Below are 22484 nucleotides of genomic sequence, written 5' to 3' on the forward strand. Positions count from 1 at the left end.
TATCAAGTGATCGGCAGCTTCGCCACGAAACAGGTGCCTTCGTCCGCACAGGACGTGACCTCCAGCGTGCCGCCATGGGCCGAGGCGATTTCCGAGCAGATGTAGAGGCCGAGTCCCAGTCCGCCGCCGGGCTTGCTGTTCTCGGGGCGCCAGTAGGGCTGGAAGATCTTCGCGATGTCGCAGGGAGGAATGGGGTCGCCGCCGTTCGTCACCGACAGCACGAGCTGGCCGTTGCGCACGTCGGCGCGAACCACGATCGGCTGGTCCGGCGCGCCGTGCGCGACCGCGTTGCCGAGCAGGTTGGACAGCACCTGCTGGATGCGGCCCTGGTCGCAGCGCACCACGCCGCTGACCGAGAGTTCGTCGCGGATGTCGAGCGCGGGATGGGCGGCGCGCACTTCGTCGATCACGTCGTTGAGTCCCGAGGCCAGGAATTCGGTTTCGCGGATTGCGAGGCCCATGCCCGAGCCGAGCCGCACGCGCGCGAAGTCGAGCACGTCGTCGATCAGCGCCGACATGCGGCGCGTGCTGGCCTTGAGCCGGGCTCCGAGCTTGACGAGGTCGGGCTCCGCCTGCCGCCGGATCAACAGTTCGGCCGCGACGCCCACCGATGACAGCGGGTTGCGCAGGTCGTGCCCCAGCACGGCGATGAACTGCTCGCGCAGTTCGGCTGCGTCCTGCGCCGACTGCAGGGCCGTTTCGGTGCGCTCCTGCCGGGCTTCGGTTTCGAGCTGGCGCGCGATCAGGTCAGCAAAGGCGGTGAACATCGTCACCACCCGGGCATCGGACACCATGGCTGGGCGCGGGTCGATGGCGCAGAGGTTGCCGAAGTAGTCGCCGTTGCTGTGGATGATGGGCACCGAGATGTAGCTCTCGATGTTGTACAGGCGCGGTGTGTGATGGTTGGCGTAGACCGGGTCGGTGCTGGCGTGGTCGATCACCACGGGCTGGCGGGCCATGCGCGATTCGCTGCACAGCGTGGTCTCCACCTTGAGCTGGCCGCCGGGCTCCAGGCCGAACTGGATGGTGTCTTCCACCGCGCAGGCGGTCCAGGTGCCGTCGGTCACGCGGGCCACGGCGGCAAAGCCCATGCCGGTGTTCTGGCAGATGATCTTCAGCAGCGAGGGCACGGCGCTGATGCGGCCGATGGCGGCCACGTCCCGCGCGATGGCCTCGTCGCTGTCGACGTCGGCGGCAGGCGCGAAGAGGGCGGCAGGCGTGTTCAAGGTGCTGGAATGGTACGCCAGGGCCCGCGAAGTCAAGGCTTGGGCTCGCCCAGCGAGGCCAGGCAGCCAACGATCGCATCGGCCGCTTCGTCCAGCCGCGGGCCGGGGCGCATCATCAGGTCGAAGCGCGCCGACGCAAAGCTGCACACGCGCCCGCGCTGGATGGCCGACATGGCCGACCAGCCGGGCCGCGAAGCCATGGCCGAGATTTCGCCGAGGGCCGAGACCATCAGCACGTCGGGGTTGGCGCGCACCACGAACTCGGGGCTCATCTTCGGGAACGGGCCGAGCGTACCGGGCACGGCGTTGCCGAGCCCGAGGCGGGCCAGCGTCTCGCCGATGAAGGAGCTTTCGCTGGCCGCGGCCATGCCGCCGTGCACTTCGAAATACACGCGCCGGCCCTGCCAGCCGGCGGGCACGCGCGCCTTGGCTGCGTCCAAGCCCGCGTCGAGCTTGCGCCAGAAGGCTTCGCCCGCACCGGGACGGCCGGTGGCGCGGGCCACGGTTTCCATCACGCGGCGCATGTCGGCATGGGTCTTGGCGTCCAGCGCCAGCACCTTGATGCCCAGGCGCTCCAGCGGCTCGGCGGCGCGGCTGCGCGGGCGCAGCAGCACCAGGTCGGGCTTGAGCGCGACGATGCGCTCGATGTTCGCGTCATCGATGCCGCCCACCTGCGGCAGCCCTTTGACCGACGCCGGCCAGTTGGCGTGGCGGTCGATGCCCACCAGCCGGTCGCAGGCGTCGAGCGCGCAGACGGTTTCGGTCAGCGAGGGCATCAGCGACACGATGCGTTTGGCCGGCGCCTGCAGTTCGAGCGTGATGCCGCGGTCGTCCTCGAGGCGGATGCCGGCTGCGTGCGCGTGCATCGCCGCCGGGCCGAGGCCCAGGGCCACGAAGGCCGCGGCCTTGGCGATCCGTCGCGCGGTGGTGGTGGAAAGGGGCGGGCGCGGGGCGGAAGAGTTCATCTGGCGGGCATCGTGAGCCCGCTATTGTCGCGGCGTCTGCATGCGCAGGCGCCGCGCCGCTTCTTCCTCGCGTGCGTCGTCCACCTCGCGCAGCACGTTGCGCAGGTCGACCGGGCCGGTCTCGTGCACGAACGCGCCCGTCAGCTCCGTCTCGGGGCGCAGCAGGCCGCGTTCGTAGAGGTGCCAGATCTCGTCGCCGTAGTGCGTACGCAGCAGCGCGGGCGCGAACTGGCCGAAGAAGTCGCGCAGGTTCCCGACGTCGCGCAGCAGCATGCGCCGCGCGTGGTTGTTGCCCGCGGCGTCCACCGCCTGCGGCAGGTCGATGATCACGGGGCCGTCTTCGGCCAGCAGCACGTTGAACTCCGAGAGGTCGCCGTGCACGATGCCGGCGCACAGCATGCGCATCACTTCCTTCAGCAGGCTGGCGTGGTGGCGTATCGCGTCTTCGGGCGAGAAGGCCACATCGTTCAGGCGCGGGGCGGCATCGCCGTTGGCGTCGGTCACCAGGTCCATCAGCAGAACGCCTTCGAGGAAGTTGTGCGGCGTGGGCACGCGTACGCCCGCGGCGGCCAGGCGGTAGAGCGCATCGACCTCGGCGCTCTGCCAGATGGCCTCGGTCACCTGCCGGCCGAAGCGCGTGCCCTTGGCCATGGCGCGCGCCTCGCGGGTGTTCTTGACGCGGCGGTTCTCGGTGTAGTCGACGGCCTGGCGGAAGCTGCGCTTGTCGGCCTCCTTGTAGACCTTGGCGCAGCGCGTCTCGTCGCCGCAGCGCACGACGTAGACCATGGCTTCCTTGCCGCTCATGAGCTGGCGCACCACGGTGTCGATCAGGCCTTCGTCGATCAGTGCCTGCAGTCGCTGGGGTGCTTTCATGAACGTGTCTCCTGGAGGAAGGTTCTCAGGCTTTCCGTGCCGATCTGGTAGAGCCCATCATGCCTGTGCGCGGCATAGCCGAGCCGGTGGTTGATGGAGAGCATGGGCTCGTTGACCTCGGCGTTGTGGGTAAAGGCCATCGCGACCTCGGGATGGTGCTCGCGCACGAGCTGCAGCATGGCGGCCTTCACGCCCTTGGCCAGGCCCTTGCCACGCCAGCGCCGCGCCACGGCTGTGAGCCGCTGGTGCATGCGGTCGGGGAAGCGCTGGTTCCAGGCGGCGTCGCACACCGCGACCACTTCGTCGCCGTCGAGCAGCAGCACGAGAAAGTGATCGCCGCCTCGGCGGTCCATGTCGGCGTACCAGGGAGGGAAGTCTTCGAGGTCGTAGCGCATCGGTGGCCGTTCGAGATTGGTGGTGGGCGCGTCGTTCAGCAGCGCGGATAGCGGCGCCATCAGCGTCGCGAGCCGTTCGAAGGGCACGCGGCCGGCGTGCACCTCGGCGCGCAGACCGTGGGCGGGTGCGAAGCCTTCGGCACGCCAGCGCGCGAGCGCCTGCCAGTCGAGGCCGGCGAAGGCCATGCGGTTCTCGACGATGCGGTGCTTCTCGACAGCGCCGATAACCTGCAGGAAGGCGTGGCCTTCGGGCAGGTGCGCCTTGATCGTCGCAACGGACTTGCCGTGCGCCTCCATCAGCGCCAGCAATGTGCGAAGCAGTGCGCTTGCCACGCCGCGGCGCCGGTGGGGACGCAGCACGCCGCCCCAGGTTTCGAGGAACGGCACGAACGCCTCGTACTCCGGCGTGCCTTCGCGGCGAAAACTCGCGCTCAGGCTGCCGATGAATTCGCCGTGCTCGCCGACGGCCAGCATGCGATGAACGACATACAGCGGGTTGGGCCGCTGCACGTTGTACCGGGTGTCGGCATCGGGAGCGATGGGGTCGCCGGGAAAGTCTTCTTCGGCGCGCAGGCGCCAGTACGCGAGGAAGTTGCCCCAGTCGGCTTCGCTCGCGCACTGGGGATCGAAAACAGTGGTCACGGTATGCCGCGCGGATGCGGCACGGGTTTCGAGCATGGTCGTTGGCCTTGATTCGACAAATGAACGGGGCGCCGCCGGCACATGCGTGCCGGTGGCGGCGTTTGAATCGGGGCGGCTTGGGGGCGTCGCGACGGCCGGAGGCCGCGCGGGGCAGACTGGCTACGCGATAGACGCGTGAACGATCAGCTGTTCAGATGAGGCCCGACAAACCGCACGTGCATGGGGGCATGAATTACAGCGTCTTCCATCGCGCACCTCCGCTTTCTGTGTGGTTGTCGAAGGAGCGAATGTAGCGGGCTTGCCGCGTGCTGTGAAGTGGCGTGTGGTTTTGGCGCATGCAACGCGTCAGTTCTTCATGCCGTGCACGATCGACGCTAGCAACGAAGACACGAAGACGGCCGCGATGAAGCGCAGCCAGCCGGGCTTGCGCTGCACGAAGTTGCTGATCGCCACGCCGCCCGTCAGCAGCCAGATCAGCGGGCTGGTGCCCGCGAGGAAGACGCTGACAACGTAGAGGGCTTGCAGCATCACGCTGAAGATCCAGCCGAGTTGGGAGGCGAGGCTTGGCACCTGCGCGGCGGCTTGCCCGGATGGGGGCGATGCCGCAGTGGTCGTGCGTGCCGTTGCAGGTGCTGTGGGCTTGGCCGGCTGGGGCCGTGCCGCTTCGCGCTGGGCCTTCTTTTCTTCCGCCAGTTGCTCGGCGGTTTTCTCCAGCACCGGTGCGGGCGCCTCCGTCGGCTGCCACCATGCGGGCCAGGGCGCCTTGCCTGCGGCGGATTGCTTGCGGAACTCACCTGCAGGGAGCTTGCGTTGAGAGGCCTGCGGGACTGCAGGTGTCGCTGTACCGCTTCGTTGGTGCTTGGCAGCCAGCGCACGCACGCGCTGCAGGTACGGCTCGCCACGCGCCGGGTCGGTCATCGCGATGAAGTTCGCGTAGCCGCGCAGCGCGCCGATCACGTCGCTGTTGCCGTTCCATTGCAGGCCCTGCGGTCCGTGCCGCTCCGCCTGGTGCAGTACGGCGCGAAAACGCCGCAGGGTGTCGCGGTCGATCGAGAGCTTGTCGTTCACCACGATGCCCGTCACATGCTGCTGCTGGTGCTTGCGCATGACCTGCTGCTTGTCCGGGTGCACCGTGAGGCCTTCGCTGGCCACGATCTGCTTCACGCGCCATAGCAGCTTGCCGGTGTCGCGGCTGTGCTCGGGGCCGGCCGAGAAGCTCAGGTCATCCGCATAGCGTGTGTAGCGAAAGCCCAGCTTGGCAGCGCTCGCGGCGAGCCGCGCGTCGAGGCGGCGGCACAGCAGGTTGGTCAGCATCGGGCTGGTTGGGGCGCCCTGCGGCAGCACGCGTTCGCCGCGCGCGACGAAGTAGCGCCGGCCGTCGAGCTGCACTTCGTCGGTCGGCGCCTCGGTGCACACCAGCGCCAGCAGGCTCGCCACCTGCGACGAATAGCCGAGCTGGCGGAACACGCCGCGTACGCGGCGCATGCCGATGGAGGGAAAGAAGTCTTTCAGGTCGAGGTTGATCACCACGTCCTGGCCCACGTGCGGCGCGGCATTGGTGAGGATCGAGCGACCCGGCAGAAAGCCGTGCACGGCCTCGTGAACCGGCATCTTCGCGAGGATGTTGTCGAGCACCCAGTACTGCGCACGCTTCATGCGCGGCATGGGCGCGGAGATGTGGCGCTCGCCACCGCTCTTCTTGGCGATGGTGAAGCGCTGGTAGTGGCTCACGCTCGCCACGTCGCGGTGCCAGGCGAGAAAGCGCAGCTCGCCGAGGCCGATGCCCATCGCCTGCGCCAAATCGCCTGCGTGGTCCAGCGCGGGCAGGGCGTTGCGGGCCAGTGCCTGGCTGTCGCTGTGCGCTTCGTTGAGACCGCCCGAAACGCCGTCGCCCACGTAGAGCAGCTCGCGCTGACGCCGCTCGTGCCACGCCACGGCTCGCGCATGGCGGCCTTGTGCGAGGCGCTGGCGGGTTTCCTCGCGGCGTTCGCGGGCCTTGGCCATGCGCTCTTGGCGCATCGTCTTCAGGGCCCTGTCACGGTCCTCGATGCCGCGCAGTTCGTCGCCGAGCTTGGAGAGCGCCGTCTGCAGTTCGCTTTCGCGGCGGATCAACTGGGCTTCGACCATCGGCTGCGCCGCGTCCTGCGGCCAGAAGCCGAGGCGCTGCATTTCCTCGAGAACGACTTCCTGCTTGGAGCCCTTGCGGATGCGCTCGTACAGCTCCTCGCGCGTGAGTGCCGAGTCGGGAATGGAAGAAGAGGAGGCGAGAGACTGCATGGTCATGGCGCTGCGCCACTGGCCGATGCACTGCTGATGATGAATCAGAAAAATTGCGAACGAAGCGGGAATCTCGTCGAAGAGCCTCGGGACTGGAGGGCTCCACTCGACGCCGTATGGCCATGGTGACGCCGATGAGCTTCGAGGAAGCCGCACTGTTATCGCGTCACCATGGCCATACGGCACAGTGAAGAGACGTCCAGTGACGCTTGGGAAGTGCTGTGTACGAGGACGGCGATACGCCGTCCGGATTGCAAGAGCCTTCCCGCTCCGTTCGCAAAAACAGTGTATCAGCCGATGTGTGCGGTGGTCCTTTCCTGATCGGTCGATGTTGCTGCCGGATTGGCCGACAAGCGCAGCGCGAGCATGTGCTCGCACGGGCCCTTGGTCATGCGGTGGCGGATGAAGTGGGAGCACTGGCAGTCGCCCGAGGCCACGCGCTGGTCGGCGTCGAGCTGCAGGCTCATGAGGTATTCGCGCTGCCCCGAAGCGCCCTTGCACTTGCCGCTCAGCGTGAGGCCGCCGTCGGGGCGAGCCAGCGTCTTCACGTTGGCGATGCGGCGCGCCTGCACCAGTTCGGCCGCTGCCTCTTCTTCGGGGCTGGCGTAGCGCAGCTTGTCCATGGGCAGCGGCTCGCGGCTCAGCTCGCGCAGCCGCCACACGCCGTGCGCAAGGTCGTACACCACGCGCCCGGCCTGCACATAACCGCCGAGGGCTGCATCGACCGTGAGGGTCGACAGGCCGGTGGCCGCTGCGAGCTCGGCCGTAGTGGCGCGCCAGCGTTCGCCCAGCGCCGCGAACACGCGCAGTTGGCTGTCCTGGTCGACCGTGTGGCGCGGCTGCAGCAGCTCGAAGTGGCCGTTGCGCGACCAGTCGTTGGCGGTCCAGCCCGAGAGGCCGAGCGTGAATTCCATATCGGGCAGTTGCGCTACCCAGAAGCTCGGCATGCCCGTGCCCAGCAGGTGCACCGTGAAGCCCTGCGCCACCGGCACGAGGCGTTCGAGCTGCAGCAGGCGGCGCCGGCCCCACACGCGGATGTCGATGTCGGAGGTGGCACTGTGCGTGGAGCGCGGGCACACCAGCTCGTGGCCCCAGGGCTCGAACAGGATGCGCACCGGCTGCCCCGGCCGCAGGATGAAGCGCAGCGAGCGCGGGCCCACGCGCTCCTTGCGCCGGCGCAGCACGAGGCAGATGTTGTGCACGTCCATCGGGTGCAGCTGCAGCCGCTGCGCGGGCAGCAGCATCGCGCTGCTCACTTGCAGGAAGCCGCGCACCCAGCTGTCGGGCACGTCGATCTTCGGCTCGTGGAAGGCCGGGTCGTTGTCGCTCTGCACCTGGAAGCCGCCGGGGTCGATGGCCAGGCGCGTGGTCTTGTAGTCGCGGATCTTCTGGAACTCGTCGTAGAGCGATTCGGAGTAGTCGACGTTGGTGGTGCCGAAGGCGTGGTCGCTCACGCGGTCGAAGATGTCGTGGCTGCACGAGAACATGCCGTAGCTCGACTCGTCCTGGCTGAAGCACTCGAAGAACACGCGGTCGGGGTGCACCGTGATCACCGGGTCGAGCACGAACCAGGCTTCGCGGTTGACCTGGTAGATGTGGTCGAAGTAGCGCTGCTGCGCGCTCATGAAGGGCTGCAGCACGGCCCGCTTGCTCTTGCGCAGCTCGGCCAGCTCGTTGCTGATGGGCGCCATCTGCGCTTTCAGCTGGTCGCTGCGCGCCATGAACTGCGCGAGCAATTCGTTCTCTTGCCCGGCCAGCCATTCGAGGTACGCGCTCTTGTCGCGCGGCTTGAAGCGCAGGTCGCCGACCACCACGTCGTGCAGCGCCGACATGCCTTCGCGAAACGGCAGGTGCCGGTTGATGTCGGCGACGAAGTGAACCGGCGCGCGCAGCGTGTCGGGCGCGAACTGCAGCGCCGTGCTGTTCGCGGTGTGCTGTGCGCCCGAGTGGCCGAAGTAGCGGTACTGGAATCTCATGCGGCGGGCCCTCCTGTGGAGGCTGCGGGCGGTGCGCGGCGCGGCGCGACGCTGCGCACCGATGCGGTCTGCAAGGGGTTGTCCAGCTCGGGGAAGGCGGCCTGGATGCTGCGCAGGCCGGCCACGTACTGGGCGCGCTCGGTGATGGCGCCAGTGACAGCCTGCCGTGCGAACACGCGCGCGACGATGCGTGCGATGTCTTCCGAATGCATCGCCTGCGCGGCCAGGAACTGCATGACTCGTGCCTTGGCCAAGCGGCCCCGGTTGGCCTGCGACAGCACGCTCAGGAAGTAGGGCTCCAGCCGCGCGAACACGTCGGGCTTCTGGCTCGCGGCCGAGGCCAGCCAGTTGGTAACGAACAACTGCATGCCGGGCGAGGGATGCTGGCTCAACTGCAGCATGTAGGTGGTGACGTCGGTCACGTCGAAATGCGTTGTGAGCAGCTCGCGGCCGAGGCGCTGGGCGCCAGCGTCCTTGTGATCGCACAGGCGTACCAGCAGCGCCGGCGTCCACTGGCTCGCGCCGCTTTGCGCGCCGAACCATTGGCGGGCCCAGTCGCGCGCGTCGTCCCAGCGGCTGTCGAACATGCGCAGGGCATCGCCTAGCTGCGCCAGCGTGCGTTCAGGGTTCGCGGCCAGCTGGTCCATGGCCCAGCGGCGTGCGGCGGCGGTGTCGACGAGGCCGAGGCTGGCGGTCTGCAGTACGTCGAAGCCTTGTGGGTCTTGCTGAGGAAGCAGCCATGCGCCGAGGCGCTGTGCGCCCTTGCTGCGCGCTTCGAGCAGGCGCAGCGTGACGGCGGGCTCGCCGCGGCGCGTGTGCTCGGCCAGCGGGCCGCACAGCCATTGCAGCAGCGCATCGAACACGCCCTCGGCGGCTTCGGCGCGGAACAGTTCGTCGCGCAGCAACGGCATCAGCGCGGCACCGAAGTCCGGGTGCGTGGGCAGCAACTGCGCGAGCCGAGGCGCGACAGCTGCGCGCACGGCCGGCATCGGGCTGCTGCAGAAGGCGGCGAACAGCTCGGGCTGGGTAACCAGCGTGGCGTCGGGCAGGGCCGTGAACAGCCGCACGCCGGCACCGCGCAAACGCTCGTCGTCGGACTGCAGCAGGCGCGTGAGCACGCCCACTGGCAGGCCCTGAACCGACGCCGGGTGCAGCAGCAGCCATTCGGCCGCGGTGCGCACCACGTCAGGGCTCGCATGGTCGAAGAGCGCGAGCAGTTCGGGCAAGGGCGCCTTGGCGGCCGCGGTGCGCAACAGGCCTTGCAGGGCCCACTGCAGGTTCTCGCAGATGGCGTCGAGCTCGGGTTGCCCGGCATCGCAGGCCGAAAGCCATGCGAGCAGGCTGCCGCACAGGGCATCGAGCGTTGACGGGTTCGGGGCGGCGGCCTGCAGAAGCAGGCGCGACGCGCGGCGCACTTCGGCATCGGCCGAGGTCAGCAGCATCAGCAGAAGGTCGACCTGCTGGCTGTAGAGGCCCGGGTCCTGCGTGATGCATTCGAGTGCAAGGGCGCGCGCCTCGGCCAATGGCGAGCTCAGCAGCGCAGGCAGCCAGGGCAGGGCCGGCGCACCCGCCGCGATGCGCTGGTGCGCGATGGCAAGGGCGAAGCGCGCGGTGTCATCCCAGCTGCTGCCCAGCAGGCGCCAGACGGCGGGCGCCTCGAGCGCCTCGCAGAAGGGCTTGTTGTCCTGCAGCGCGCGCGCCGCAAAGGCATGCACTGCGCCGCAGCGGCCTTGCTGCATCAACTGCAGCAGGGCCCGTGGATGGCGGTCCCAGCGCTCGGGCCAGGCTTCGGTGCGGTTCAGGCGCTGCGCGGGCAGCGGTGTGTTGCGGCGCCAGCGCAGCCCGCCGCGCTGGGCTTCCCATTCGGCGTCATGGCGGTGCAGCAGCTGCATCAGCACCAGCCAGCGGCTGTAGGGGCCGGTGTGCCAGCTGAGGGGCTCGGGTGTCCAGCGGGTTTCGCGCTGCTGGCCGGCGGTGCCGGCTTCGGCATCGTCGGCCGCGAGCAGCACGCCCATGGCCAGCTGCAGCCAGCTTGCCTCGTCGGCCGTGCCGGCCAGAGCCAGCCGGCGCAGGCTGCGCCAGGTGCGGCGGCGCAGGTAGTCGCGTGTGCGCTGGCTGTAGGCGAGGCGGCTGTCGGGCCGCACGATTTCCTTCGCGATCTCGACATAGCGGCCATTGACCTGCGCCCAGCGGCCACCCGTGCGGAAGGCCGCACGCTGCGTTTCGAGGCGCTGGTGCAGCACGCCGAGCAGGGCGTAGTCGCCCGCGAACTCCGCGCCCTTGTACAGCCGGCGCCATGCGCGGAAGCTGCCGGCTGCGAGCTGCAGTGTTGGCGCAATTTCCATCAGGGCTGTGCGCGCGAGCCCGTCGGCTGCCGGGCTTTCGAGCAGCGCGAGATCGAACAGCTGCTCGACCCAGGCCGCGTACTTCAGACCATTCCAGAGCGCGGGGTCGGCCAGGTGCTGCCGAAGCAGCGGCATGGCTTGTTCAACGGGCAGCTCGCTCATGGTGGCCCAGGCGCGGCGCAGCGGCGCGGGCCAGTCGTCCACGATGCGCGCCGTTTCGGCCGCGCGCTGTTCGGCAGGCCAAAGGTTCAGCGCGGCCCAGCGCGCAGCGCGGGCGACTACGGGCGTGCGGCCGCGCCGGGAGAGTTCGCGCATCGCCTCGAACGCACCGCCGTCGCCGCAGCGGCCGATGGCCCAGGCGATGCAGTAGTCGAGCAGCGGCTCGCCGGTTTCGATGTGGTCGATAAGTTGCGGCACGGCTGCAGCCAGCCGGCGCTCGCCGATGCGCCACACCACGCGGCTTCTGCGCACCGGGGCCAGCAGGCGCCATGCATCGGGGCGGATGCTGGCCAGCAGCACGGCGTCGCCGGGGTGTGCGAGCACGGCGGTTGCAGTGGTAGTGATGACGGCCTCGGCGACCGCCCCTTCGATCGCATAGCCCTGCGCGATCTGCGCTGCCACGGCGCGTTCGAAGGCGGCGTTGGCGGCCTCCAGTGGCAGCGGCGACGGCGTGTAGACCGTTTCCTTCCACTGCAGCCCGTCGCGGCTGGTGCTCACGTGCACCACGTGGCCCGGCGCTTCCGGCAGGGCGAACAGTTCCACGGTGCTGAAGCCCGCGGCGCCTGTCGCGCCCGGCTTCGTGCGGATCAATTTCTCGGAGCGAATGCGCTTCACGCGGAGGCCTCCCTGCCTTCGGTTGGGTGCTTGTGCTTTTTGTTTCGCTGCGCATCTTAGCGGCCATGCGTGCCAATTTGCGCGTGTGTAGCATCGCGGCCTGAGATTCACCCCAGACATCTTTCCCATGCCGAATGCAGAACAGACCCCTCAGTCGAGCTTTCTCTACTTCACGGGCCAGGGCTCGGACAAGGTCTACCAGGTGCACCTGCGCCTCAAGGACGACGGTTGGGTGGTCGACTACGGCAACGGCCGGCGAGGCGGCACGCTCTCAACCGGCACCAAGACCAGCAGCCCGGTCGCCTACGAGGCGGCGCTGAAGATCTACGACAAGGTCGTGAAGGAAAAGACGTCGAAAGGCTACACGCCCGACCAGTCCGGCGCGCTCTACACCTCGACCGACCTGGCCGGCCGCATGAGCGGCGAGCTGCCGCAACTGCCCACGCTGATCCTCGAAGAGCAGGCCGCGCGCTACTTCGACGACCCGGGCTGGGGCCTGCAGGAAAAGGCCGATGGCGAGAACCGCATCCTGCTGATCGAGGGCGAGGCGGTGCGCGGCACCAACCGGCGCGGACTGTTCGTCGATATTCCGCAGGCCTGGGTCGGCGTTGCGGATGCGCCGGCGGGGCGCACCGTGATTGCCGGCGAGCACGTGGGCGATGCCTTCATGGCCTTCGATCTGCTGGAACTTGGCGGGCAAGACCTGCGCGCCGCGCCGTTCATCGAGCGCTTCGGGCATCTGCGCAAGGTCGCTGAGCTTGTTTCGTGGATGACCGTGCTCGAACTCGAACTCACCGCCGAGGGCAAGCGCCGCCGCGCCGCCGAGTTGCTGGCCGCGCATGGCGAAGGCTATGTGCTCAAGGCGCTCGACGCGCCGTTCTCCGCAGGCCGCAGCAGCACCAGCCTGAAGTTCAAGTTCAACCAGAGCGCGACCTGTGAGGTGATCCGCGTCAACGCTCAGCGCTCGGTGGCCGTGGGGCTGCGCGACGAGGCGGGCGTGATGATCGACCTGGGCAACGTGACCGTGCCGCCCAACGAGGCGCTGCCGGCCGTGGGCATGCTGGTCGAGGTGCGCTATCTCTACCGCTATGCGGGCGGCAAGTTCGAGCAGCCCGTCTACAAGGGCCAGCGGCCGGACATGACGCCTGCAGACGCAGTGCTGTCGCAGGTCACGCGCATCAAGGATCGAAGCGCGGTCCTCGACGACGAAACGGCCTGAGCGCCAGTCAACCCGAAGAACCGAAAGCCGCGCGCAGCTTCGCCGCGAGCCGGTTCGCTTCAGCGGCGGTGGCGATGTTGGTGAAGCCCATCAGCAGGCCCTGGTCGGCAGGCCCCGCAACGCCGCGTGCCGACAGCGGCTGGCAGTTCAGCCCCGCCTGCTGTGCGCGGCGGGCCAGCGCCACATCGCCTTCACGGCGCCCGTCGAATCGCGCGATCAGGTGCATGCCGCCACTGCGCAGGTCGACGCGCACCGTGTCGCCGAAGGCCTTCAGCAAGCCGGCCACGAGCATTGCGCGCCGCCGTGCATAGAGCAGGCGCATCTTCTTCAGGTGGCGCGAGAAGTGCCCCTCGCGCATGAAATCCGCCACCACGGCCTGCGTGATCTGCGGACTGCCGTTCGACCATGTGCGCGCGGCCTCCTCGAAGCGCGCGCGCAGCGATTCGGGAACGACCAGGTAGCCCAGCGCCAGCCCGGGGTAGAGCACCTTCGAGAAGCTGCCCGCGTACAGCACGCGGTCGTGGCCGTCGAGGCTCTTGAGCGCCGGCAGCGGCGCTCCGGCATAGCGGTACTCGCCGTCGTAATCGTCCTCGACGATCCATGCGTTCGCCTGCGAGGCCCATTCGAGCAGCTGCAGCCGGCGCGCGAGCGTCATCGACACGCCCAGCGGCGCCTGGTGCGAGGGCGTGACGACGGCCATGCGAGCCTTCGGTGCCTTGCGCAGGCCGCGCGCGACGACGAGGCCGTCTTCGTCCACCGGCACGGGCACCGTGCGCTGGCTGGCGGCGCGTAGCACTTCCTGCGTCGGCGGAAAGCCCGGGTCTTCGATCCACACGCGGTCGTCTTTCTTCAGCAGCGTGCGCGCGACGAGCGCGAGCGATGCGCGGTAGCCGCCCGTCACCAGCACCTGCGAGGCGTGGCACGACACGCCGCGCGACACCAGCAGATAGGCCGCGATGGCTTCGCGCAGCGGGGGGTAGCCGCAAGGGTCGCCGTAGAACATGTCGGCCGCGTTCGTAGCCCGCGCACGGCGGGCCGTGAGGCGCGACCACAGCTTGCGCGGGAACGCGTCGAGCGCCGGAATGCCCAGCTGCATGGGCGGTGGTTTGCCCGGCTGCTTGAGCGCATCGCCGGAAGCCCGCGTATCGGTGCGCCGTGGTTCCCGCCGCGTGGGCCGATGCAGCGGCAGCGACGGCGAAACCACGGTACCCGCCTGCCCGCGCGAAGAAAAATAGCCTTCGCCCATCAGCTGGTTGTAGGCCGTCTCGACGGTGCCGCGAGCCACGCCGAGCTCACCGGCCAGGCTGCGCGCCGATGCCACGCGGTCGCCGGGGCGCAGCGTGCCTTGTTCGATGGCGCTTCGGTAGCGCTCGTAGATCTGGCGGAACAGCGGCGTTTCTTTTGCGCGGTCGAGCTTTGGCGTCATGGCCTGGTCATTTTCAAGATTCTTGGCTCTTTTCGATGGGGCATCGTAAATCCATGATCGACTTTCCAAACAGCCTGGAAGGAAGAAGCGCAATGAGCGAGAAGGTATTTTTGGCAGGTGCCACCGGAGCGGTCGGCGCCGCGCTGGTTCCATTGCTTATCGAAGCGGGCTATACCGTGCATGGCAGCACGCGTCGCGCTGACCGTGCGGGCGTGCTGGAGGCGCAGGGCGTGCATCCGGTCGTCGTCGACGTGTTCGATGCGGCGGCGCTGCGGGCCGCGCTGGTGCGCATCGCGCCGTGGGGAGTGATCCATCAGCTCACCGACCTGCCCAAAGACCTGGATCCGAGCCGCATGGCCACGGCTGTGGTGCTCAATGCGCGTGTGCGCACCGAGGGCACACGCAACCTCGTGGCCGCCGCGCAGGCTTCGGGTGCGAAGCGGCTGGTGGCGCAGAGCATCGCCTGGGCCTATGCGCCCGGCCCCAAGCCATTTACGGAAGAGCAGCCGCTCGATACGGAGGCGGAAGGTGCGCGCCGCATCAGCGTCGACGGCGTGGTTGCGCTGGAGAAATGCGTGATGGCTGCGCAGGGCATGACCGCCACTGTGCTGCGCTATGGGCAGCTCTACGGTCCGAACACTTCGACCGATACACCCAAAGGCCCGAGCCCGTTGCACGTCGCGGCCGCGGCGCGGGCTGCGTTGCTGGCATTGCAGCGTTCGACCGGCGGCATCTTCAACATCGCCGAAGACGGCGCCGAGGTCAGCACCGAGAAGGCGAAGCGCACGCTGGGCTGGCGTGCCGATGCGCGACTGTCTCAAGGAGCCATGCCATGAACGCGATGCCTCTCTTCCTGCGCCACCGTGCGCGCGCCGGGCTTGCGGCGCTGACTGTTGCAGCCATGGGTTGGGCATTGCTGCCGCACGCGAGCAGGCAATCGACCGTGCAGTTCATCGACGACATCTGCAGCGCCGTGAGCCGACCGATGTTCGCATCGGCGCCGGCCCCCGAAGGCTCAGCCGCCGCGGCACGGCCGCAGACCTCGACCAAGGTGATCTCCTGCGAGGCGCTGCCCAACGTGCCGGGCAAGTCAGTCACCACCGTCCTCGTCGACTTTCCGCCGATGGCCTATTCGCCGGCTCACAGGCATCCGGGTTCGGTGACCGCCATCATTCTGGAAGGCACTGTGCGCTCGCAGCTGGCCGGCGGTCCGGTAGGCGACTACAGGCCCGGCGAGACCTTCTTCGAGCCGCCGCGCACGCTGCATCTGTTCGCGGAGAACCCCGATCCGGTGAAACCTGCGAAGCTGGTGGCGGTGTTCGTGGCGGAAGAGAACTGCGGGCCGCTGCTGCTGCCACCCTGAGCTACCGCACCCGGTCTCCGTCGCGAACCGACTCCACCGCGCCGTTGTAGAAGCGAACGATGCCCAGGAAGTTGCCCTGGCCGCGGTGGTAGACCCAGTCTTCCATCGGCACGCACTGCTGCGTTATCACTTGCTGCGCGGGGCCACCGGGGTAGGGCGACAGCACCCACGCCACCTGCGGGCGGGGCACACAGACGAACTCCTTCGACATCGGCTCGCCGCACTTCTGCACCACAGAGAACTTGGAGTCGCCGACGCCGGAGAGCGAGCCGTTGCAGCTCAGCGATTGGGCCGATGCGACGCCGGTGTGCATGACGGCGGCAAGTGGGAGGAGTGCGATCGCGGCGAGTGCGCGCATGGTGTCGATGGGCTCCTTGAGCAGCCTGGGACTGCGGTGGGCCCCGATAGTTTCTCTTGCCGTCATCACGACCGCGGGCCACGCAGCTTGGCGACGCCGAAGCCCAGCGCCAGAGCCGCGCAGAGAAAAACCAGCAACGCGAGCCAGACCGATCGCGTGAACGCATAGGTGCCCAGCGTGGCGCCCGCGGCGAGCGCCACGGCCAGCCATTCGAGCACCGGGTCGATCCAGCTCCTGGGCTTGCTGCTGCGTTGCGCGGCCAATGAGCGTTCGTGCTTTTCGATCTGTTGCTGGGTTTGCGGCTTTCGCGGCTTCCGTTGCCTTGGGTCGGGGAAGAGAGCTCTCAGCGCCGGCGTGGGCCATGCGTCGTCCGGCGATGCGCCGATGCCCGCCAGTTGCCAGACCGCGTCCGCATCGCGGCGTGAGAGATCCGACATGAGGCCATCGAGCACCTTCTTGTCGTTCAAGCGGTCGATGGAGGCTAGCTCGGCGCGCAGCCACGGCTCTGCATCGGCGGCATCAGGCAGCCCCTGGGTCCGCAGCAGGATGTGACTCTCGAAGCCGCGTGCGGTCCAGGCTTCGAAGCCTTCGTAGAGAGGTCGGTAGCGCTCGCCGATGGCCGCGATCACGGCTTCGCGCCGCGATGCGAGCCGCCGCAGCGCGGAGGTTTTGTCGGTGACGAGGTACGGGTAGGCGGCGTCGGCGCCGAATTCTTCCAGGCATTCCTCGCGCTCGATAGCGCTTTCTTCATCATCGATGTCGTATGCGTCGACGAAGCGTGCGTGGCGGATGTCGCTCTCGCTGAAAAGCGCTCGCCAGAACAGCGGGAAGAAGGCATTGGCCTCGAGCTCCCCGCCGTGGCCGAAGAAGCCGCGCCATTCGTTGCGGCTGCCTTCGGGCATGCGGGGCAGGGTCGAGCTGGACAGGTAGACGGGGTGGGACATCTTCTTCGCTCCGGGCAAGGGGCGGGCGTCATCTTACGGGCGCGGGCGCAGATTGCTTTCTTGTAATCCGCGTGTCAGGCGATGGCCGGATGGGCTTTCCAGAATCCAGCGCGTGCAGTTCTCATCACTCGCCATTCATCATCCCAAGGAACACCATTCATGAAACGCGCATTCCTCACCACCACCGCTTTCGCCACGTTGCTCGCCGCATCTGTCACAGGCGCCGCCGCATCGGGCACGCACGACAACGCTATCGGCAAACCCGGCGTGGCCGCCAAGGCGACTCGCACGGTCCAGGTCGACATGACCGATGGCATGCGCTTCACGCCAGCCGACATCAGCGTCAAGCAGGGCGAGACCGTGCGCTTCGTGGTCAGAAACTCCGGCAAGCTGAAGCACGAGTTGGTACTTGGCACCCAGCAGGACCTGAAGGCGCACTACGCTTCCATGATGAAGAACCCCGAGATGGAACACGCTGAGCCGAACATGGTGACGCTCGCGCCAGGCAAGACCGGCGAGGTCGTCTGGCAGTTCACCAAGGCGGGCAAGGTCGACTTCGGATGCCTGCAGGCGGGGCACTACGACGCCGGGATGAAGGGCGTGGTGAACGTGGCCAGTGCCGCGGGCAAATAGGCCTGGGCGCGGCGCGATTGTTTCCATCACATGAACGCCGCGGTTCCTTTTGCTGCGGGTTTTTACCTACTCATCGGCTCACAATTCATCTCACAGACCAGCCCACAAGCGAATCTGGATGAACAGGCCCCGAGCGAGGTGGCCGCCCCCCGAAGGGACGGTGACCCACCCAAGACCGGTTCGAAACCATCCCGTATGCAAAGAACTGAATTGAAGGAAATCTAAATGACCGCCTCGAAGCTCCTCTCCGCCATCTCCATCGCACTGCTGGCTGCTGCCGGTGCCGCTCATGCCGAAAGCTATGACGGTGTGCATCAACTGACCTCGGCCACCAGCCGCGCCGACGTCGCCAGCCAGGCCTTGGTGGCCGCACGCAGCGGCAACCCCTATGCCGACGGCGCCAACTCGGGCCCCGTGCAACTGATCGCCTCGACGACCAGCCGCGCTGCAGTCCGTGCTGAAGCGGTGGCTGCCGCCCACAGCGAGAACCCGTATGCCGAAGGCGTGACCTCGCGTGTCGCTCCGGTGCTGGCAAGCGGTGTCGATCGTTCCACCGTGCGTGCCGCAGCCCGCGCTGCTGCTCGTGGTGACGCTCTGCCGCTGTAATCGACAACGGCAACGCGCATAAATAAAAGCCGGGCCCTGCGAAAGCGGGGCCCGGCTTTTTGTTTGTTTGTCCAGGGGGCGAGCTAGTAGACGCGCTCTTCGATCGGCCCCACGCGGTCCGGATAGAACGCCACGTAGTCCTTGATCTGCGAGACATGCTCGTACGGCGACTCGTAGGTCCACACCGCATTCACCGAGCGCTCGCCGCCGGCCGGAATGCTGTAGTAGTTGCACTCGCCCTTGTACGGGCAGTAGGTTGCATGAGACGTGCGCTCGAGCAGCGACATCTTCACGTCCTTGCGGGGTATGTAGTGCACGGTTCCGAAGTGCGCCTCGCGCAGCGTCAGCGCTTCGCGCGTATCGGCGACGACGCAGCCATCGACCGACACCACCACGCGAAGCGGGTTGGGTGCAATGGTGATCGGATGGTCGGGGCCGGGGGTCTTGATGGTGCGTTCTGCGGTAGCGAACATGAGAAAGCTCCTTCGGGCAATCGGGGTGACGCAAGAATCGGCGGATGCGCATCTTGCCGCGATGCCGTGGCGATTAGAAGTAGCCAGAAAATCGACCCATTCGCGACATGGTTAAAGACCGCGAATTCATTTGAATGGCTCTGGGAGCCTTTCGGATTGTGATTCAGCATGTAAGGAATACTGAAGTTCCATATCTTCGGTGCGCAGGTTGCGTGTGGTCACGAATGTGTGTGCTTCACGCATCAGCCTTCGATGAGTCGAAGGCCCACGGTACCGCCGATTACCAGCGCGATGCATGCCATTCGCGGTGCGGAAAGGGCCTCGCCGAAGAACAAAACGCCCATCAGCACCACGCCCACCGAGCCGATGCCGGTCCAGATTGCGTAGGCCGGGCCCAGCGGCAGGTAGCGCAGCGCCCTGGCCAGCAGGTAGATGCTGAGCAGCGCGGTCGACACGCCCACGACCGACGACACGAGCCGTGTCCAGTCTTCCGATCGCTTGAGTGCGGCGGCCATCGCGATCTCGACGAGACCTGCCGCCAGTAGAAATATCCAACCCATGAAAAAACTCCTTCGATGCTGTTGCGGGTAGAGCCGAACCGGATAATTCCGGGCCGGGCACCGATCAACAAGTACGCACCTTTTGGTAACCATGGGAAATTCAAAGACGCCATCGAAGAAGTCCGAGCCTGTGGAAGAAGCCGAGGCGGCACCCGCCGATGTGTGGAATGCCGACTGCCCTTCGCGCCGCGTGCTGGAGCTCATTGCCAACAAGTGGGCGCTGCTGGTCATTCCGCTGCTGCGCGGCAAGCCGCAGCGCAACAACGAACTGCTGCGCAAGGTTGGCGGCATCTCGCAGAAGATGCTCACGCAGACCCTGCGCGACCTCGAGCTCAACGGGCTGGTGCTGCGCGAAGACCACCAGACGGTGCCGCCGCACGTCGAGTACAGGCTCAGCCCGCTCGGCCTGTCATTGAGCAAGACGCTGATCGCCGTAGACCGCTGGGCCGAGGCGAACCATGCACAGATCGACGCGGCGCGGCACCGTCAGTGATACCTTCGCCCGACCTCGAGCGATCCATCGAAGGACCGAAGTGAAGAAGAACAAACTCGCCACGCTGTTGCTCGCTGGCCTATTGGCCGCCAGCGCCTGGGCCCAGGACTGGCCCGCCAAGCCCGTGCGCGTGATCGTGCCCGCGCCGGCCGGCAGCTCGCTCGACCTGATCGTGCGCACGCTGGCCGACCGCCTGCGCGTGATGTGGAAGCAGCCCGTGGTGGTCGAGACCAAGGCAGGCGCGGGCGGCCTGATCGGCATGGACACGGTGGCCAAAGCACCGCACGACGGCTACACGCTCGGCATCGGCTTCAACGGCCCGATTGCCTTCGGCCCCTACATGTACGCACGCATGCCCTATGCGCCCGCGCGCGACCTTGTGCCCATCGTGCTCACGACCTCGCAGCCCAACGTGCTGGCGGTGCAGGCGGGCAACCCCGCGAACACGCTGCCCGAGTTCGTCGAATGGGCGAAGAAGCGTGGCAACAAGTTCAGCTATGCGTCGGTGGGCGCGGGCAGTTCGTCGCATCTCACGATGGAGTTGTTTCGCAGCGCGGCGCATATCGAGGCGGTGCACGTGCCGTACTCGGGCTCGCCGCCCGCGGGGCTGTCTCTGGCGGCCGGCGACACGCAGGCGCTGTTCACGGTGGCGCCCGCGCTGCTGCCGCTGATCCAGGGTCAGCGCGTGAAGCTCATTGCCGTGACCAGCGCCAGGCGCTCTGAACTCATGAAAGACCTGCCCACCGTGGCCGAGTCGGGCTACCCGGGTTTCGAGTCGCTGGCCTGGAACGGCTTGTTCACCGCCAGCGGCACGCCGCCCGAGGTGGTGCGCCGCATCAATGCCGACGTCAACGCCGTGCTGCAGGAGCCGGCGGTGCGCGAACTGCTGGCCAACCAGGGGCTGGTGGCGGGTGGCGGCTCGCCGGAAGAATTCAAGGCCTTCATCGACAGCGAAGGCCGCAAATGGGGTGCGATCATTGCCAAGGTTGGCATCCGCCTCGACCAATAACACTCCCACACTCCCGACAACCCACGACAGAAGACTCCAGGAAGAGAAAGAACATGGAACAGCAGTTTCCCCGCGACATCTACACGGAACCCGAGCCCGATCCGCACACGCTCGCCAACCTGGGCCCGCTCACGGGCCTGGCGGGCCTGTGGATCGGCAAGGCCGGCCACGACGTGAGCCCGAAGGAAGACGGCCCCGAGGCCGAGGCCTACATCGAGCATGCGGAGTTCCAGCCCATCGACGCGCAGACCAACGGGCCGCAGATCTTCTACGGGCTGCGCTACCACCTGCGCATCGTCAAGCCCGACGACGTGGAAACCTTTCATGACCAAGTCGGCTACTGGCTGTGGGAGCCCGCCACGGGCGCGCTGATCCAGACGCTGTCGATCCCGCGCGGGCTCACGGCCATGGCCACGGGGCACGCGAAGGCCGAAGACCGCAGCTTCAGGCTCGAAGCTGTGCGCGGCGGCGAGACCAACGGCATCGTGGCCAACCCGTTCCTGGAGCATGCGTTCAAGACGCTGCGCTACAGCATCGAAGTGACCATCCACGACGACGGCAGCTGGTCGTACGAGCTTGAAACGGTGCTCAGCGTGCTCGGAAAGCCCGAGCCCTTCAGCCACACCGACCGCAACACGCTGCGCAAGATCGGCGAGCCCACGCCGAACCCGACTGCACAGGCTGCAATGGCGGCAAACGCCGCAGCCTGAGGCGCTACTTCGCGAGTGCCGCTTCCACGTCCGCCTGGAACTTGGCCGAGCACCACTCGGTCGCGCCGAAGTACAGCGACGCTTGCGCACCGCTCGCGAGCGTCGATTGCGCAGACACGCCGAGCGCGAAGTCTTCGTCGAGCGCACCCCAGAACGATTCGACGTTCTTGCGCCAGTAGTTCACCGACTTCTCGGTCTTCGGCAGCCCGGGAACGAGCGTGCTCGCGATCACGCGCGAGCGCCCCGGCGATTCGGGCAGCACGGTGAACGCGTTGGCGTGGTCGCCCTCGTGCAGGATGAAAGTCGCCGGGAAGAAGTAGTAAATGATGTTCGAGTGCGGCCCCACCTGCCATGCCTGCGTGGGCGTGCCGCGCAGGCTTTCGATGCTGCGCTTGGGCAGGAACAGGCGCTGGTGCTGCCGGTCGTGGTCGGCCATCAGCAGGTTGTCGTAGAACAGCGCGGCGATGCTGTTGCGGTGCGCGTACTGGAAGTGATACGTCTCCAGGTTCGCCTCGAAAGGGATCTTCCAGTTGGCCGCGTTGTCGAAGGCGTGCTGGTGAAACGGCACCCAGCTGTCGTAGCCCCATGAGCGCAGGTCGGCGCCGAATCGGCCCAGCCAGTTGTCGATGTCGATCCTGGCGCTTTCGCCGTTCGCCACTACACGGGGGATGGCCCAGACGAAGCCCAGCGCTTCGGCAACCGGCACGCGCGCCAGGCCGCAATCCGATGCTGGCGCATGCGGAAAATCTTCCACCGACGGGCGCCCGCGCAGCGTGCCATCGAGCCCGTAGGTCCAGCTGTGGTACGGGCAGATCAGGGCGCGTTGATTCGATGCGCCGGGCGGCTTCAACCGCGCGCCGCGGTGGCGGCAGGCATTGACGAAGCCGTTGAGTTCTCCTTCTTGCCCGCGCACAAACATCAGCGGCATGCCGGCCACGTCGATGGCGAACGAATCGCCGGCATTCGGGAGAGACGCCGAAGGGCACAGCGCCAGCGGATAGCGCCTGAAGATGCGCTCGACCTCCCGTTCATGGCGTTCAGGATCGAGATAGCGCGTCACCGGACTGACGCCCGGCTCACCGCGCTCGCTGCCGCCGGTCTCGATCAGCGCGAGAGCGCGCCGGATCAGTGCAATCTGTTCTTCATGCTGCATGCGC

21 protein-coding genes are annotated in these 22484 nt (G+C 67.5%); 8 read left to right on the plus strand and 13 right to left on the minus strand.

All coding sequences use genetic code 11. The features are described from left to right. Positions 1 to 2: 2 nt before the first annotated feature. From BMW87_RS27570 to BMW87_RS27600, 7 genes are all read right to left on the minus strand, one after another. The gene (locus BMW87_RS27570) at positions 3 to 1226 is read right to left on the minus strand and encodes a GAF domain-containing sensor histidine kinase (RefSeq protein WP_093080331.1); all 1224 of its coding nucleotides are present in this window, start codon (positions 1224 to 1226) and stop codon (positions 3 to 5) included. A gap of 32 nt (positions 1227 to 1258) precedes the next feature. Then, positions 1259 to 2191: an ABC transporter substrate-binding protein gene (locus BMW87_RS27575; protein WP_093052562.1), complete on the minus strand. Its 933-nt coding sequence runs from the start codon at positions 2189 to 2191 to the stop codon at positions 1259 to 1261. Positions 2192 to 2212: 21 nt separating this feature from the next. Beyond that, positions 2213 to 3064 carry a PA4780 family RIO1-like protein kinase gene (locus BMW87_RS27580; RefSeq protein WP_093052559.1) on the minus strand — a complete coding sequence of 284 codons (852 nt, stop codon included), beginning with the start codon at positions 3062 to 3064 and terminating at the stop codon, positions 2213 to 2215. Further along, positions 3061 to 4137, minus strand: a complete 1077-nt coding sequence (locus BMW87_RS27585) for a GNAT family N-acetyltransferase (protein ID WP_093080334.1) — start codon at positions 4135 to 4137, stop codon at positions 3061 to 3063. Before BMW87_RS27585 ends, BMW87_RS27580 begins: the two co-directional genes overlap by 4 nt. A gap of 309 nt (positions 4138 to 4446) precedes the next feature. Further along, entirely contained in the window at positions 4447 to 6384 is a 1938-nt protein-coding gene (locus tag BMW87_RS27590; protein WP_093080337.1) for a reverse transcriptase family protein, read from the minus strand. A 284-nt stretch (positions 6385 to 6668) separates the two neighbouring features. Next, on the minus strand, positions 6669 to 8354 hold the full coding sequence (locus BMW87_RS27595) for a hypothetical protein (RefSeq protein ID WP_093080339.1): 1686 nt from the start codon (positions 8352 to 8354) through the stop codon (positions 6669 to 6671). Next, complete coding sequence (locus tag BMW87_RS27600; protein WP_093080341.1) at positions 8351 to 11533, minus strand: hypothetical protein; 3183 nt, start codon at positions 11531 to 11533, stop codon at positions 8351 to 8353. Before BMW87_RS27600 ends, BMW87_RS27595 begins: the two co-directional genes overlap by 4 nt. Positions 11534 to 11660: 127 nt before the next feature. Between BMW87_RS27600 and BMW87_RS27605 the strand changes: the two genes are divergently transcribed. Then, positions 11661 to 12752 (plus strand): hypothetical protein, encoded by a 1092-nt coding sequence (locus tag BMW87_RS27605; RefSeq protein ID WP_093080344.1) that lies wholly within the window; start codon positions 11661 to 11663, stop codon positions 12750 to 12752. A gap of 7 nt (positions 12753 to 12759) precedes the next feature. On the opposite strand, the gene BMW87_RS27610 is transcribed toward BMW87_RS27605, so the two are convergent. Continuing rightward, positions 12760 to 14178 carry a MocR-like pyridoxine biosynthesis transcription factor PdxR gene (locus tag BMW87_RS27610; protein ID WP_093080346.1) on the minus strand — a complete coding sequence of 473 codons (1419 nt, stop codon included), beginning with the start codon at positions 14176 to 14178 and terminating at the stop codon, positions 12760 to 12762. A 92-nt stretch (positions 14179 to 14270) separates the two neighbouring features. Here BMW87_RS27610 and BMW87_RS27615 point away from each other — a divergent pair, with 92 nt between their 5' ends. After that, complete coding sequence (locus BMW87_RS27615) at positions 14271 to 15014, plus strand: NAD-dependent epimerase/dehydratase family protein (protein ID WP_093080349.1); 744 nt, start codon at positions 14271 to 14273, stop codon at positions 15012 to 15014. After that, entirely contained in the window at positions 15011 to 15541 is a 531-nt protein-coding gene (locus tag BMW87_RS27620; protein WP_371258863.1) for a cupin domain-containing protein, read from the plus strand. Before BMW87_RS27615 ends, BMW87_RS27620 begins: the two co-directional genes overlap by 4 nt. A 1-nt stretch (position 15542) precedes the next feature. Here the strand turns inward: BMW87_RS27620 and BMW87_RS27625 are convergent, their stop codons facing one another. Together BMW87_RS27625 and BMW87_RS27630 are read right to left on the minus strand one after the other, a co-directional pair. Beyond that, the gene (locus BMW87_RS27625) at positions 15543 to 15899 is read right to left on the minus strand and encodes a DUF2845 domain-containing protein (RefSeq protein ID WP_093080351.1); all 357 of its coding nucleotides are present in this window, start codon (positions 15897 to 15899) and stop codon (positions 15543 to 15545) included. Positions 15900 to 15964: 65 nt separating this feature from the next. Further along, positions 15965 to 16843, minus strand: coding sequence for a hypothetical protein (locus tag BMW87_RS27630; RefSeq protein ID WP_093080354.1), 879 nt, complete (start codon positions 16841 to 16843; stop codon positions 15965 to 15967). Positions 16844 to 17002: 159 nt separating this feature from the next. Here BMW87_RS27630 and BMW87_RS27635 point away from each other — a divergent pair, with 159 nt between their 5' ends. After that, a complete protein-coding gene (locus tag BMW87_RS27635; RefSeq protein ID WP_093080355.1) occupies positions 17003 to 17476 on the plus strand; it encodes a cupredoxin domain-containing protein in 474 nt (157 codons plus the stop codon). A gap of 225 nt (positions 17477 to 17701) precedes the next feature. Next, positions 17702 to 18082: a helicase SNF2 gene (locus tag BMW87_RS27640; protein WP_093080358.1), complete on the plus strand. Its 381-nt coding sequence runs from the start codon at positions 17702 to 17704 to the stop codon at positions 18080 to 18082. Positions 18083 to 18165: 83 nt separating this feature from the next. On the opposite strand, the gene BMW87_RS27645 is transcribed toward BMW87_RS27640, so the two are convergent. After that, on the minus strand, positions 18166 to 18555 hold the full coding sequence (locus BMW87_RS27645; RefSeq protein WP_093052527.1) for a DUF427 domain-containing protein: 390 nt from the start codon (positions 18553 to 18555) through the stop codon (positions 18166 to 18168). Between the two features lie 242 nt (positions 18556 to 18797). Then, positions 18798 to 19115, minus strand: coding sequence for a DMT family transporter (locus tag BMW87_RS27650; RefSeq protein WP_093080360.1), 318 nt, complete (start codon positions 19113 to 19115; stop codon positions 18798 to 18800). 91 nt (positions 19116 to 19206) lie between these two features. Between BMW87_RS27650 and BMW87_RS27655 the strand changes: the two genes are divergently transcribed. Genes BMW87_RS27655 through BMW87_RS27665 form a run of 3 tightly spaced genes read left to right on the plus strand, consistent with a single transcriptional unit; the run spans position 19207 to position 21327 of the window. Next, positions 19207 to 19608: a winged helix-turn-helix transcriptional regulator gene (locus BMW87_RS27655; protein ID WP_093080363.1), complete on the plus strand. Its 402-nt coding sequence runs from the start codon at positions 19207 to 19209 to the stop codon at positions 19606 to 19608. Between the two features lie 40 nt (positions 19609 to 19648). Continuing rightward, a complete protein-coding gene (locus tag BMW87_RS27660; RefSeq protein ID WP_093080366.1) occupies positions 19649 to 20617 on the plus strand; it encodes a Bug family tripartite tricarboxylate transporter substrate binding protein in 969 nt (322 codons plus the stop codon). A 53-nt stretch (positions 20618 to 20670) separates the two neighbouring features. Continuing rightward, positions 20671 to 21327, plus strand: a complete 657-nt coding sequence (locus BMW87_RS27665) for an FABP family protein (protein ID WP_093080369.1) — start codon at positions 20671 to 20673, stop codon at positions 21325 to 21327. A gap of 4 nt (positions 21328 to 21331) precedes the next feature. On the opposite strand, the gene BMW87_RS27670 is transcribed toward BMW87_RS27665, so the two are convergent. Continuing rightward, a complete protein-coding gene (locus BMW87_RS27670) occupies positions 21332 to 22480 on the minus strand; it encodes an aromatic ring-hydroxylating oxygenase subunit alpha (protein WP_093080371.1) in 1149 nt (382 codons plus the stop codon). Positions 22481 to 22484: the final 4 nt, after the last annotated feature.

The sequence above is a fragment of the Variovorax sp. OV084 genome (assembly GCF_900111625.1).
Lineage (GTDB): Bacteria > Pseudomonadota > Gammaproteobacteria > Burkholderiales > Burkholderiaceae_C > Variovorax.

Bases quoted from the DNA above. Each gene is read 5' to 3' on its own strand.
- BMW87_RS27575 (WP_093052562.1), bottom strand. From the start codon at position 2,191: ATGAACTCTTCCGCCCCGCGCCCGCCCCTTTCCACCACCACCGCGCGA.
- BMW87_RS27585 (WP_093080334.1), bottom strand. From the start codon at position 4,137: ATGCTCGAAACCCGTGCCGCATCCGCGCGGCATACCGTGACCACTGTT.
- BMW87_RS27645 (WP_093052527.1), bottom strand. From the start codon at position 18,555: ATGTTCGCTACCGCAGAACGCACCATCAAGACCCCCGGCCCCGACCAT.
- BMW87_RS27580 (WP_093052559.1), bottom strand. From the start codon at position 3,064: ATGAAAGCACCCCAGCGACTGCAGGCACTGATCGACGAAGGCCTGATC.
- BMW87_RS27630 (WP_093080354.1), bottom strand. From the start codon at position 16,843: ATGTCCCACCCCGTCTACCTGTCCAGCTCGACCCTGCCCCGCATGCCC.
- BMW87_RS27650 (WP_093080360.1), bottom strand. From the start codon at position 19,115: ATGGGTTGGATATTTCTACTGGCGGCAGGTCTCGTCGAGATCGCGATG.
- BMW87_RS27610 (WP_093080346.1), bottom strand. From the start codon at position 14,178: ATGACGCCAAAGCTCGACCGCGCAAAAGAAACGCCGCTGTTCCGCCAG.
- BMW87_RS27615 (WP_093080349.1), top strand. From the start codon at position 14,271: ATGAGCGAGAAGGTATTTTTGGCAGGTGCCACCGGAGCGGTCGGCGCC.
- BMW87_RS27620 (WP_371258863.1), top strand. From the start codon at position 15,011: ATGAACGCGATGCCTCTCTTCCTGCGCCACCGTGCGCGCGCCGGGCTT.
- BMW87_RS27665 (WP_093080369.1), top strand. From the start codon at position 20,671: ATGGAACAGCAGTTTCCCCGCGACATCTACACGGAACCCGAGCCCGAT.
- BMW87_RS27655 (WP_093080363.1), top strand. From the start codon at position 19,207: ATGGGAAATTCAAAGACGCCATCGAAGAAGTCCGAGCCTGTGGAAGAA.
- BMW87_RS27590 (WP_093080337.1), bottom strand. From the start codon at position 6,384: ATGACCATGCAGTCTCTCGCCTCCTCTTCTTCCATTCCCGACTCGGCA.
- BMW87_RS27595 (WP_093080339.1), bottom strand. From the start codon at position 8,354: ATGAGATTCCAGTACCGCTACTTCGGCCACTCGGGCGCACAGCACACC.
- BMW87_RS27625 (WP_093080351.1), bottom strand. From the start codon at position 15,899: ATGCGCGCACTCGCCGCGATCGCACTCCTCCCACTTGCCGCCGTCATG.
- BMW87_RS27640 (WP_093080358.1), top strand. From the start codon at position 17,702: ATGACCGCCTCGAAGCTCCTCTCCGCCATCTCCATCGCACTGCTGGCT.
- BMW87_RS27605 (WP_093080344.1), top strand. From the start codon at position 11,661: ATGCCGAATGCAGAACAGACCCCTCAGTCGAGCTTTCTCTACTTCACG.
- BMW87_RS27670 (WP_093080371.1), bottom strand. From the start codon at position 22,480: ATGCAGCATGAAGAACAGATTGCACTGATCCGGCGCGCTCTCGCGCTG.
- BMW87_RS27635 (WP_093080355.1), top strand. From the start codon at position 17,003: ATGAAACGCGCATTCCTCACCACCACCGCTTTCGCCACGTTGCTCGCC.